This window comes from Segatella sinensis, assembly GCF_040095255.1.
Classification (GTDB): Bacteria; Bacteroidota; Bacteroidia; order Bacteroidales; family Bacteroidaceae; genus Prevotella; species Prevotella sinensis.
This window is the reverse complement of record NZ_JBBNGE010000042.1, coordinates 1-12641: the sequence shown is the minus strand read 5'-3', so window position 1 is coordinate 12641 and position 12641 is coordinate 1. Positions and strand designations below refer to the sequence as shown.

11 protein-coding genes and 2 pseudogenes are annotated in these 12641 nt (G+C 43.7%); 5 read left to right on the top strand and 8 right to left on the bottom strand.

The window, feature by feature from the left end; all coding sequences use genetic code 11:
* Positions 1 to 22 precede the first annotated feature (22 nt).
* The 3 genes from AAAT87_RS11245 (at position 23) to AAAT87_RS11235 (ending at position 3480) form a co-directional block, all read left to right on the top strand.
* Positions 23 to 1225 carry an argininosuccinate synthase gene (locus AAAT87_RS11245; protein ID WP_089544441.1) on the top strand — a complete coding sequence of 401 codons (1203 nt, stop codon included), beginning with the start codon at positions 23 to 25 and terminating at the stop codon, positions 1223 to 1225.
* 1 nt (position 1226) lies between these two features.
* A complete protein-coding gene (gene argC, locus AAAT87_RS11240; RefSeq protein WP_298532774.1) occupies positions 1227 to 2228 on the top strand; it encodes an N-acetyl-gamma-glutamyl-phosphate reductase in 1002 nt (333 codons plus the stop codon).
* Between the two features lie 109 nt (positions 2229 to 2337).
* Positions 2338 to 3480: an aspartate aminotransferase family protein gene (locus tag AAAT87_RS11235; RefSeq protein ID WP_349226461.1), complete on the top strand. Its 1143-nt coding sequence runs from the start codon at positions 2338 to 2340 to the stop codon at positions 3478 to 3480.
* Positions 3481 to 3654: 174 nt separating this feature from the next.
* Here AAAT87_RS11235 and AAAT87_RS11230 read toward each other — a convergent pair whose 3' ends face one another.
* The 4 genes and pseudogenes from AAAT87_RS11230 to AAAT87_RS11215 all read right to left on the bottom strand — a co-directional run bounded on the left by AAAT87_RS11230 (position 3655) and on the right by AAAT87_RS11215 (position 7370).
* A complete protein-coding gene (locus AAAT87_RS11230; RefSeq protein ID WP_349226460.1) occupies positions 3655 to 4956 on the bottom strand; it encodes an ATP-binding protein in 1302 nt (433 codons plus the stop codon).
* Between the two features lie 180 nt (positions 4957 to 5136).
* Entirely contained in the window at positions 5137 to 5499 is a 363-nt protein-coding gene (locus tag AAAT87_RS11225) for a PD-(D/E)XK nuclease domain-containing protein (protein WP_349226469.1), read from the bottom strand.
* A gap of 657 nt (positions 5500 to 6156) precedes the next feature.
* A pseudogene (locus tag AAAT87_RS11220) lies at positions 6157 to 6708 on the bottom strand (AAA family ATPase); the annotation flags it as partial.
* A gap of 314 nt (positions 6709 to 7022) precedes the next feature.
* Positions 7023 to 7370: a winged helix-turn-helix transcriptional regulator gene (locus AAAT87_RS11215; RefSeq protein WP_298532766.1), complete on the bottom strand. Its 348-nt coding sequence runs from the start codon at positions 7368 to 7370 to the stop codon at positions 7023 to 7025.
* Between the two features lie 132 nt (positions 7371 to 7502).
* On the opposite strand from AAAT87_RS11215, the gene AAAT87_RS11210 reads away from it, so the two are divergent.
* Both AAAT87_RS11210 and AAAT87_RS15560 read left to right on the top strand, forming a co-directional pair.
* Positions 7503 to 8396 (top strand): radical SAM protein, encoded by an 894-nt coding sequence (locus AAAT87_RS11210; RefSeq protein ID WP_349226459.1) that lies wholly within the window; start codon positions 7503 to 7505, stop codon positions 8394 to 8396.
* 515 nt (positions 8397 to 8911) lie between these two features.
* Positions 8912 to 9016 (top strand): annotated as a pseudogene (locus AAAT87_RS15560) (type IIL restriction-modification enzyme MmeI); the annotation flags it as partial.
* Between the two features lie 18 nt (positions 9017 to 9034).
* Here the strand turns inward: AAAT87_RS15560 and AAAT87_RS11205 are convergent.
* The 4 genes from AAAT87_RS11205 to AAAT87_RS11190 all read right to left on the bottom strand — a co-directional run bounded on the left by AAAT87_RS11205 (position 9035) and on the right by AAAT87_RS11190 (position 12161).
* Positions 9035 to 9187, bottom strand: coding sequence for a hypothetical protein (locus AAAT87_RS11205; RefSeq protein WP_158570076.1), 153 nt, complete (start codon positions 9185 to 9187; stop codon positions 9035 to 9037).
* Between the two features lie 44 nt (positions 9188 to 9231).
* Complete coding sequence (locus tag AAAT87_RS11200) at positions 9232 to 9600, bottom strand: HepT-like ribonuclease domain-containing protein (protein ID WP_295301738.1); 369 nt, start codon at positions 9598 to 9600, stop codon at positions 9232 to 9234.
* On the bottom strand, positions 9584 to 9847 hold the full coding sequence (locus AAAT87_RS11195) for a nucleotidyltransferase family protein (RefSeq protein WP_246031356.1): 264 nt from the start codon (positions 9845 to 9847) through the stop codon (positions 9584 to 9586). Before AAAT87_RS11195 ends, AAAT87_RS11200 begins: the two co-directional genes overlap by 17 nt.
* 187 nt (positions 9848 to 10034) lie before the next feature.
* Positions 10035 to 12161 (bottom strand): TonB-dependent receptor domain-containing protein, encoded by a 2127-nt coding sequence (locus AAAT87_RS11190; protein WP_349226458.1) that lies wholly within the window; start codon positions 12159 to 12161, stop codon positions 10035 to 10037.
* Positions 12162 to 12641 lie beyond the last annotated feature (480 nt).

The following is a 12641-nucleotide window of genomic DNA, read 5'->3' as shown; positions in this document are numbered from 1 at the left end:
CACATATTAAACATAAAATAAAATGGCAAATAAAAAAGTTGTAGTCGCTTTCAGTGGCGGTCTCGATACATCATACACAGTAATGAAGTTGACCCAGGATGGCTGGGATGTTTATGCAGCATGCGCTAACACAGGTGGTTTCTCCGCCGAGCAGTTGAAGACCAACGAGGAGAACGCATATAAGTTGGGTGCCAAGGCATACGTCACTCTCGACGTTACCCACGAGTATTACGAGAAATCATTGAAATACATGATTTTCGGTAATGTGCTCCGCAACAACTGCTACCCTATCTCTGTATCTTCTGAGCGTATCTTCCAGGCTATCGCCATCGCTCGTTACGCCAAGGAGATTGGTGCTGACGCCATCGCTCACGGAAGTACAGGTGCCGGCAACGACCAGATTCGTTTCGACATGACCTTCCTGGTAATGGCTCCTGGTGTAGAGATCATCACCTTGACCCGTGACAAGGCACTTTCTCGTAAGGAGGAGGTTGACTATCTGAACGAGCATGGTTTCTATGCAGACTTCACCAAGTTGAAGTATTCTTATAACGTAGGTATCTGGGGAACCAGTATCTGCGGTGGTGAAATTCTCGACCCAACCCAGGGTCTCCCAGAGGAGGCTTATCTGAAGCACGTTACTGCCAAGGAAGAAGAGGCTGAACTGAAGATTACCTTCGAGAAGGGTGAAATCGTGGCTGTCAACGGCGAGAAGTTTGATGATAAGATTGCTGCCATCCAGAAGATTGAGGAGATTGGTGCTTCTTACGCCATCGGTCGCGACTGCAACGTGGGTGATACCATCATCGGTATCAAGGGTCGTGTAGCTTTCGAGGCTGCAGCTCCTAAGCTCATCATCGAGGCTCACCGCCTGTTGGAGAAGAGCACATTGAGCAAGTGGCAGCAGTATTGGAAGGACCAGGTAGGCAACTGGTACGGAATGTTCCTCCACGAGAGCCAGTACCTGGAGCCAGTGATGCCGGATATCGAGGCAATGTTGACTTCTTCTCAGCGCAACGTAAACGGTACAGCCATCTTGAAGCTCCGTCCATACAGTTTCCAGACTGTAGGTATCGACTCACCAGACGATTTGACCAAGTCTAAGCTCGGTGAGTATGGTGAGATGCAGCATGGCTGGACAGCCGAGGATGCGAAGGGCTTCATCAAGGTAAGCTCTACTCCACTCCGTGTTTATTATGGTATGCACCCTAACGAGGAAAGATAATATGGTAAAAGTAGGTATTTTAGGAGCAGCTGGTTATACAGGAGGTGAGTTGATTCGCCTCCTTATCAACCATCCTGAGGCAGAGATTGTATTCGCCAATAGCGAGAGCAACGCCGGCAACCTGGTGGCTGAGGTTCACGAGGGATTGTATGGCGAGACTGATTTGAAGTTTACCGCCGAGATGCCTTTCGACCAGGTGGATGTCATCTTCTTCTGCTTCGGTCACGGCAAGAGCGAGGCGTTCCTGAAGGAGCACAATGTTCCGGAGAACGTGAAGATTATCGACCTGGCACAAGACTTCCGTCTTGCCCCTGAGACTGTGGTTGCTACCCAGCAGCCAACCCCAGCAGCTCACGATTTTGTATATGGTCTTCCAGAAATAAATGAATCAAAAATAGCCGTAGCTCAGCACGTGGCAAACCCAGGTTGTTTTGCAACTTGCATTCAACTTGGTTTGTTGCCTGCTGCTAAGATGGGCCTCATCAACAGCGATGTATCTGTTAACGCCATTACCGGTAGCACCGGTGCTGGTCAGAAGCCAGGCGCCACTACTCATTTCTCATGGCGCAACAACAACATGAGCATCTACAAGGCATTCAACCATCAGCACGTGCCAGAGATTCGTCAGAGTCTGAAGCAGACACAGGGTTATCTCGATGCTGCCATCGACTTCATCCCTTACCGTGGCGACTTCGCCCGCGGTATCTTCGCTACTGAAGTAGTGAAGACCGACAAGCCTATCGAGGAAATCGTAGCAGGTTACAAGGAGTTCTACAAGGATGCCAAGTTCACCCACTATGTGGATAAGGCAATCGACCTGAAGCAGGTGGTGAATACCAACAAGTGCCTGGTTCATGTGGATAAGTATGGTGATAAGCTCCTCATCACTTCCTGCATCGACAATCTCTTGAAGGGTGCCGTAGGTCAGGCTATTCAGAACATGAACATCATGTTTGGTCTCGACCAGACTGCAGGTTTAAAGCTCAAGCCATCAGCATTTTAGATAAAAGAATACGGAAGAACGGATGAAAAATCATTCGTTCTTCTATCATAAAAAATAGTTTGTAATAAGATAACTCTATGAGTTGTCTTTCTTAAAACATAGATTTAACATGAAACTTTACGACGTATATCCTCTTTTCGATATTAATATTGTAAAAGGACAGGGCTGCAATGTATGGGACGACAAGGGTCAGGAATACCTAGACCTCTATGGCGGTCATGCCGTTATCAGCATCGGTCATTGCCATCCTCACTATGTGGAGATGCTCACCAACCAGTTGAACAACCTGGGTTTCTATTCCAATTCTGTCATCAACAAGTTGCAGGTGAAACTCGCTGAGCGTCTGGGCAAGGCTAGCGGTTATGAAGATTATCAGTTCTTCCTCATCAACTCGGGTGCCGAGGCAAACGAGAACGCCTTGAAGCTGGCTTCCTTCACCAACGGAAGAACCCGCGTGCTTTCTATAGAGAAGGCTTTCCACGGCAGAACATCTCTTGCCGTAGAGGTAACAAATAATCCTAAGATCATCGCTCCTATCAATGATAATGGTCACGTAACCTATCTTCCTATCAACGATTTGGAGGCATGGGAGAAGGAAATTGCCAAGGGCGATGTATGTGCTTGTATCATTGAGGCGATTCAGGGCGTAGGTGGTTGCAACATGGTAACTCCTGAGTTTGCTCAGGGCTTGCAGGCTGCCTGCGAGAAATACGGCACTTTCCTGATTTGCGATGAAATCCAGTGCGGCTATGGTAGAAGCGGTAAGTTCTTTGCTCACCAGTGGTTGGGCATCAAGCCTGACCTCATCACCGTAGCCAAGGGTATCGGTAACGGTTTCCCTATGGGTGGCGTGTTGATTTCTCCTGAGTTTACTCCTGTATATGGTCAGTTGGGTACTACCTTCGGTGGCAACCACCTGGCATGTACAGCAGCTCTCGCCGTTCTCGATGTTTTCGAGAAGGAGAACCTGGTACAGAATGCGCATGAGGTTGGTGAATATCTCATCGCCCAGCTGAAGGAGTTGCAGAAGCGCAACAGCCACATCACAGAAGTTCGTGGCCGTGGTTTGATGGTAGGTGCCGTACTTGATATTCCTCACAAGAAAGTTCGCAGCAAGCTCATCCACGAGCAGCACTGCTTCACCGGTTGCGCCGGCACCAACATCCTCCGTATCCTCCCTCCATTGGTATTGACCAAGGAGAATGTGGATGACTTCATCGGAAGATTGGAAACTGTATTGAAGGAAGTATAAACCCATTGAGATAAGGATATAAAGAAAACTCAACCCATAAAAGAAATAGAAAGAAAAGAAAGAGAGCGGCAGTCGAATATATTTTTGGCTGTCGCTCTTGTTCTTCTTATCATATTCTTCACAAAACGAATCCATTGGTTCACAAAAAACACGATACCCAAGCCATATTTCGCTTCAGATATATGTTGCCAAATACCCTCTTGCCCCGTATAATGGAACATTCGTAATGCCGTCGTGTTCCCGATAATCACTCATGGAAAAACGCAAACCTTTCATGCCGGGATATTTGGCTATAGTCGCTTTCAAAGACTTTGACTGAAGATTCTCCTCCGCCTTCACTTCTACCGGTATGACCTGGATTCCTGCCTGAATAACAAAGTCAAGTTCCAACTGGCTGTTTTCCTTACTATAATAATATATAGGAATCTGGCGCAGCGATTCCAGCTGACAGCAAACGAAGTTTTCCGTAAAATCACCCTTCCCGGTATTGTCATTACTAGGCAAAAGAAGTAAAGCTGGTGGAATTTTACTCATAGCCCCCAGCAATCCACAATCCAAGAGATACAATTTAAAGGCACTGATATCCTCATGAATCTTCAGAGGAAGCCCCAAAGTCTTCACCCTACTGATTTTATACACCAGCCCTGCATCTATGAGCCATTGGATAGCCAACTCATAATCCTTGGCTCTTGCACCTTGCTTTACTACACCATAGATAAACTTTTTATTCTCCTTGGCTAGTTGGGAAGGGATAGAGTTCCATACCTGGTTGATTCTTACAACCTGCTCTTTTGGCGCATGCTTGGAAATGTCTTTTTCGTAGGCCCGAATAATTTCTTCCTGCACTTCCCTTACGGCATTTGCATCATTGGTCTCTATGAACTTATTTACAGCTTCGGGCATACCGCCAACAAGGTAATATTCACGAAGATGCTGAATATAGAGGGTTCTGAGCGATTTTACCACATCCCACATTCCATGCTGCAGCAGATCCATACGCTGCTTGAAACCACGTGCCCACAGAAACTCCTCGAATGTCATCGGATACATTTCCAGGGTGTTAACCTTTCCCACAGGATAGGATTCTCCCTGATGAAGAGCCAAGCCGAGAAGGGAACCGGCTACTGCCACATGATACTCCCTTGCATTTTCACAGAAATACTTCAACGAGGCAAGTCCACGAAGCAACTCCTGTATTTCATCCATAATGATGAGGGTCTTGCCGGCTTCTATATTAACACCGGTAATGGCTCCAATGGTGAGAAGAATGCGATCTATATTATAGTCTGAAGCAAACAAATCCTTAGCCATGGCATTGTTGTCACAATTTATATAGGCCACATTTTCGAACTCCCGTTGCCCAAATTCCTTCAAGATATAAGTTTTGCCAACCTGTCTTGCACCTAACAGAATAAGAGGTTTTCTATCCTCTCTGTTTTTCCAAGCAATGAGGTCTTGCATGATAAATCTTTCCATATATTGATTTTTTGCTGCAAATATACTGAAAATTAACGAGATAACAAAATATATCACATTTTTATGAGGGACTTTTTGAAAGATTAGCACACTTTTATGAGGGACTTTTCGAGTCATTCAAACACTTTTATGAGGGACTTTCTACATTTTGTTAATCAAATCCATTCATCACAAGCAGTATTATGCCAATGCCTCCACTTTCCAGTCGTCGATACTTCGACGGTCTTCCGAGAAGTTGATGCCCACCTTGTATTTCTTTCTGCTGTCATCGGCAAAGGCAGCGAGATAGTCCTTGCAGTCGATTTGCTCCATCGCTACCTCTGTATCCTTCTTGTATTTCAGTTCCATTACATAGATGCTGCGCTTGGTTTTCAGCACCATATCGATTCTGCCATCAGATGTAGGCATCTCAGGAGTAACATCACATCCGAGGATTAACAATATGGTGTAGAGCACGGCTTGGTAATGGCGTTCGTTGTTGTTGACCAATGTATATGGGAACTTCTTGTAGAAAGTCTGGAGATGAGGGAGGAATGCCTCCATATTGTCCTCGGCACTCAGGATGAAGTTCTTTGCCCATGCCATGTAGATAGCATCACGGTCGCCCATGCCGTCTGGGGCATAATAGCGGAAGAGGCTGTTGGAGAATCCCTTGCGCACCTCTTCATTAGGGAAGGCAAGCTTGTATAATTTCGCCAAACGATTGTATGACTTGATTGTGAGATAGCCGCTTTGGTATAATACCGGTACAGGGTCAACAATCTTCTCTGTTGGGGTATCGAAGCGGTCGGAGGTTGTCCAAATGTCGTCCAACTGGAGCATATCGACATTTTTCTCTTGAAGCAGTTCTATCAGGAAGGTAGGAGTACCAGTAGAGAACCAATAGCTATCAAATTCATGGGTCTCTAAGCAATTGAACATGCTGTAAGGATTATACATATCGGCACCTTTCCCACTAAAGTGATAGCCATCGTAATTATATCTCAGCTCAGCTAAGGCCTCCTTATAGTTCATATCATTGGCTTGCGCCAATTCCTCTATGTCATCGTGGAAATTTTCCAAGAGCTCTTCCTTGCTGATGCCACAGATAGAGCTGTACTTGTCCCACATGCTGATATTCGTGATATTGTTCAGTTCGCTGAAGATGCTCAACTGGCTAAACTTGGAGATACCAGTTAAAAAGACAAAATGAAGATTGTCCTCTTCAGCCTTCAAAGGACTGAAGAAGTTGCGCATGATGTCACGTATCTTGTCCTGCAAGTCCTTGTCTTTCATAGAGTCGTGCATCGGCGCATCATATTCATCGACGAGCACAACCACATTCCTGTCGGTCTTTTGCTTGGCGGCATTGATGATGCGAATCAATCGGACATTAAAAGCCTCGGTACTAACAGAAGTTATTTGGTATAAATCCTCGTATGTTTCAAGAATCTTATCAAGAGTTTCTATCAGACTTTCCATATTATAGTATTTCCCCTTGCTAAGATCAAGATGGATAACGGGGTGTTTCTCCCAATCTTTTTCCAAGGCTTCCAGCTTCAGCCCTTTGAATAGCTCTTTCTTTCCTTCGAAGTAGGCTTGTAGGGTTGTGACAAGGAGTGACTTTCCGAATCGTCGAGGACGACTCAGAAAGCAATATTTCTACTCATGCACCAACTCATAGATTAAGTCGGTCTTATCTACATATACATAATTTCCCTCTATGATATTCTTGAAAGTCTGTATTCCGAGAGGATATCTTCTACCTTTCATAAGCTATTCCCTTTAATTATGGTGACAAAGTTAAGGTATTTTTCTTGATTAACCAAACATTTTGTAGTCTTTTAGCCCGATAACTCGAAAAAAGCATTAGCTTTGCACCTTCAAGTCCTCATACATTCCTCCATGGATAAGTAAAGCAAACGAACCATGTTCAAAATCTTTTATTTTTTATCTCCAAACATTCCCGCCTAAAAGTGCAAACCTACCTCAAAAATATCATCTTAAATGGCTCTACTTTCGAATAAAAGTTGTACTATTGCAATACCTTTTTGGCTCTAAGGTTATAATTACCACTTAAAGCCAATCTATTTTCTGCCCTTAACTATCTGCTCAAAATGCAGCTGCCCCCATTCTATGACGTAACTGATTTCTCGCAAGAAGTCCTTGGCTATTGGTGTGAGAGAATATTCCACCCTTGGAGGAACTTCTTCAAATCTCTCTCTTGTAACAAGTCCTTCTTGCAGTAGATAATCAAGCGTTGACGCAAGTACTTTTTCCGAAACCTGGGGAATAGTTCGGAAAAGTTCGCTGAAACGGATGCTTTCCTTTTCGTATTCCTCTATACGGAGCATCACGACCAATACCCACTTCTGACTCATCCATTCCAAGACAGGAGCGGCTTGGCAATAATCATAATTGAGTTTCTTCTTCATAATCTTCAATACTTACCTTTTGGTTAGGGGCATAAAGCCAATACGATGATTTCTTTTGTCGGTATTTCCTTACCTTTGCACCATCAATTTTGATGATACCATTATAATAACGTAAAAAAGAAAGGAAATAGTATGCAACCCACATTACATTTTGACGGTCCGGTGTGGCGACCTCCTTATGAAGCCACTTCACAACTCTTGCAGGTCACAGCTGGCTGTACTTGGCATCGCTGCAAGTTCTGCACGCTCTATGGCAAGCAGAAGTTCCGTATGTCTCCTATGTCGGAAATAGAGGAAGACTTAAAAGTAGTCCATTCTTTCCAACCACGAGCTCACCGTATATTTCTTACAGGTGCCAATCCTTTTGTGCTCACCACGAACCGCCTGACTGACATTGCATTGCTCATCAGAAAATACGTAGGCGAAGGACACCCTACCATCGGTTGTTTCTCTCGAATCACGGATATTCGCAACAAGACGGTAGAGGAACTGCAACAGCTCCACCACTTAGGTTTCGATTATCTTACCATTGGCGTAGAGAGTGGCGACAGTGAAACTCTAACAAGGGTCAACAAAGGGTATCTGTCCGAAGACATCGTTGAACAATGCCGTAAACTTGAAGAAGCAGATATACATTATCACTTCTTCTATCTCGTCGGATTAGGTGGTCATGGAAACGGTGAAAGAAACGCTCTGCGTTCGGCAGGGGGGTTCAACCAACTTCACCCAGTAAGCATAGGTTTCCTCTCGCTAACATTATTTCCAGAAAGCCAACTCTACCAAGAAATTCAAGAAGGTAAGTTTGAGGAGGCAACAGAGCATGAGCGTTTCGATGAGATGATAACACTCATAGAGCATCTGCATATCCAGACGCATATTCTGGGGCGAACGGTTAGCAATCCTGTACCATTTACCGGTTCCTTGCCTCATGACAGAATTTCGTTACTGCAAAAACTAAGAGATGCAAAGGCGAAATTGAGCGAAGAACAGTTGAGGAGTTATCGTGACAGCATAGAATCGTTGTAAGCAGTCCGAAGAAAAGGCAGAGAGTCTACAAGTACTCTCTGCCGTCAGTCTCGCTGCTTTTTCTTCTTGGGGTAAGGTATCCAGGAAAAAGAGTTTCTACGTTGAACTTTGAAGAAGAGGGAGGAAAAAACCTTCATATAAAGCCAAATAGCTTATTCGTATTGGTTGCAAGTGAGGATAGTATATGTTACGTTTTTAGCTATAATAACATGCAGTTTAAGTACAATGACATACCAATGATGAAAGGAACATACCATATATCTCAAAATGGGACCATGTTGTCTTTCGACTTAAAAGGAGAAAATAGTACCTTCGAACATACCTTTAAGGTAAAAAACGATAATGTTGCATACCTTCTGTCAAACATGTCAAGCATAAGCACGCTACCGAAAACCTATTTAACGGCAAGTTTTACTGACGTAGAAACGGGCACTGACTTTCCGCATGTATTCATAGGAAATAAGTTTCTCAAGAATTTACCCAAACGAGAGTAGAAGCTCGTATAACAGTATTGAATTAAACGCAAACGTGTTTCTTCCGAAAGACGAAAATATGTACCAATGGGATTCATAAAGGCAGGGACAATCGTTACAGACCGCGTACAAATAATTCCAGCAGCCAGCCTTTATCACAACTGTTCAAGAGGTATACGAAACCGCATTAACAGTCACAACCCTTGCCACATAGCCATTAGGCAAAGATGGCATATCAACTACCTCTTTAACTGGATGCTCCTTAAGGAACTCCTCCCAGGTGGTATGAACTACTTTTAATTTATTGTTCTCTTTCATATCTACAAGCGCTTAATATAAATCAGTATAGAAGAACAAGTTCATTATTCCCCACAATAATGTTCCCAATCTGTCTCGTTCAGGTATTTCTCCACTTGAGCCTTGATTTCGGGAATATTCTCCTTTGCTGTTGCCCAAAGAATACGAGGCAACACCTGCGAATAACCATGCACCAAAACATGGCGCATACCTTCCACCTGTTTCCAAGGAATCTCCGGGTGACTTGCCTTGAATTCCTTGGTCAGCATATAAGCAGCCTCGCCTACTATCTCTATATTTTTCATCGTTGCAAAATAGACTAAAATATTTGAGGAAAACTCCTCAAACTCTATCCCATCAATGATTTTGAGTACGTTGGAAGAATACTCCACAATATCTTCCAGTCTTCCTTTATCCCTAACTAGCTCTCTCATATACCAAGATTTTATCTCGTTCCACACTCTCCTGAGCATACGGACGCAAAGAGCCATCAACAACCAAGTCAACTTCACGACCTAGCAGTTGCTTCAAATCCTCATACATTCCTCCATGAGTAAGCAAAGTAAACGAACCATGCTCAAAATCGGGGACAAAGAGAATATCTATATCGCTCTGAGCCTTTTCTTCACCACGAGCAAAAGACCCAAAGATCCATGCCTTCAACACAGGCTTCCTAGACATATAATCATGGATTATACGTATAATTTGATATCTATCCATATTTACCTCCTCATTTTAAATAGTAATCACGCTGCAAATATACACCTTTTATTTTTTATCTCCAAACATTCCTGCCTAAAAATGCAAACCTACCTCAAAAAAATAATCTTAAATGTCTCTACTTTCGAATAAAAGTAATAAAAGATATTTATAGTCGATTCAGCTCTACATTACCGGCACCAGTTCCCTTGTACTTGCTGCGTGTGGTATTGAACTTATGGCGAAGGGTGAGTTGCAGGTCTCTCGTACCTCGCTTAGACACTTGCAAGAGTTCCATCTTCTGGTTATAGAGCAAGTCGGCATCCCAACATTTATAAAGCAGGTCGTTGCCTTTTATTTCCAAGGTAAGGGCATCCTTTAGGAATGACTTACTGATGCTGACATCCAGTACATGCTGCTCTTTGGCAAGATATACATTCATCGTGTTACCCTTACTCTGATAGCGATAATCCACGTTAAGGGTGATGCCGTATGGCAAGGAGAAGGCATTGTTGAAGTTGCCCATGAAGATAGGACGATTCAAGCGATAAGATGCCACATCAGTACGGAGGGTGAACCAGGGCTTCTGCATGCCCAAGTTGATTTGTGGCGCCCAAATGCCTATCTTTGGAGCGGCACTGATGTAGGCGGTCATGCTCTTGAGGCTCTTCACGTTCTTACGACTTATCATGGTAATAGCTTCGTCTTCAGGAATTTGCTCTGCCCAATAGATGATGGCATTGCGAGAGTCCTTGTAGTTGACCATAAACTGGATGAACTTCCATACACCCGATAATTCCACTCTGTGATTGGTTTCGTTGTCTAGATAAGGATTACCTGTTTGGCGAGTAAATCGATTCATATAAGATACATTGTTGCTCAGTTGACTATATGAAGGACGAGAGGTCTTTACCGAATAGCTCAACTGTGCCATTACCTTACCTATCTTCGCACCATAGCTGATGGTAGGAAAGAGGTTGCGGAAGGAGCGACTCCGCTCGGGCTGATAGATGCCTGCATCATAATACTTGAATCTTACATACTCGTATCGCAATCCTGCCGTGATGTTTCCTATCGGGGTGAGGCGTGCATATTGGATGAATGGACTTGCCGTCTGCTCCTCCAACTTGCTATAAGAGTTGGCGAGGAGGTCGGTGCGGTTCACTTCGTAGTCATCGTTACGATGAGTATTGATATACTCAGCTCCATAGGAGAGATTACCGCCTAAGAGAGGAGAGGTAATTACGAGTTTGGTAGCTACCATCTTATTGCTCACACGATTCTTGGAGTTGATGTTACGAGAATCGTGCTCCTGGCTCTGTTCATCGCTATAAGCATAAGCCCTGTTTGTACTGAAATAGAGGTCGGTATTCAGGTCAATAGTGGTCTTGCCCAAAGTGCCGTTGTAGTAGGCATTCAATTGATGGCTAGGGCTGTCCTTGTCGACCGTCAGACCATCGGTTTTGATGTAGTCGTAAAACTTACCATCGGCAGTTACCTGACTATCGAAAAAATCTTTTGAGCGAGAATAGCCTGGCGAGGTCAAGGTGTATCTCGCACCAATGGAATGATTGGCATTGAAATCATAGCTAAAACCACTGATAAGACGATGCGATTCTATACGACCTGTTACTTCGTTGTTGTTATGCTGTTGCCAAAGCGTATCTACATGTACAGTCTGATTGTAGGTGGCCTTTTGCATCCATGTTGCATCAGAGAACTTATAAGTGGCAAAGAGATTCAGTCCATTATGGCGATAGTTCATGTTAATCTGTTGGATGGTATTGTCATGCTTATTGTACCAATACACAAAGCGAGTATCAAAGCCGAAACCTTCGCCTTTCTTCTTGATGGTCTTGATTTTGATTACTGCATTTACCGAAGCATCGTAGGTAGCTCCTGGATTCTGGATGACTTCCACACTCTTGATGTCGGAAGATTTGATGTTATCCAACTCACTGATGTCTTGCATCTTCCTGCCGTTGATATATATAATAGGCGTACCCTTGCCGACCACCTCATATCCATCTTTCTTCTTCACGATGCTCGGCACATGCTTCAATACATCTTCTGCCGTACCCATCTTGCTAAGCATGGTTCCTGCCACGTTGGTCAGCAGTCCTTCGTGGGTCTTCTTATATTGAGGAAGATGAGCTTTCACCACCACTTCGCCAAGTTCTTTGGAGAACTTATCAAATAGAGTCGTGTCGGAAATCTGTTCACCATTAATGTTCTGTGCCATCATCTGTGTTATGGCAATGCCACAGAAGGATGCTACTAACGCAAATCTTTTCATTGTCTTATTATTCTTTATGTTGTTACTATTCTTATTTGTTGCTAAATAGCAAGGCAACGGCTATACCAAAAACATAAGCGACTGATTATCAGAACATATAGAAAAAAGACCATAAGATGACCTGTCTAAATACTTGACACTGCTGTCTAGTTATTAGACAAAAAAGCCATCAAAAAGGTTGCGATGCGACATCATCTCTTTAATATACTCATGGTATTTTCGCTTATTTTCCTACATTTCGCAAGCGATTTGTCGCATAACTCAGAAATTTTCCATCCCTTGGCCTACGCTCATGCCGAAGGAACTCCTTCAGGCGCATTGCCAGAACAACCGAGACGTGATATAACTTTACAAATTAAGATATAGCGAAAATATCTCTTAACCCACATTGCAGCAGTCTTTGGTAACTACTCAGCACCCCTATAGAAAACTTCTCGTTAATAAAGCATAAACTTGATTTTGCTTATTTTCTTCATCCTT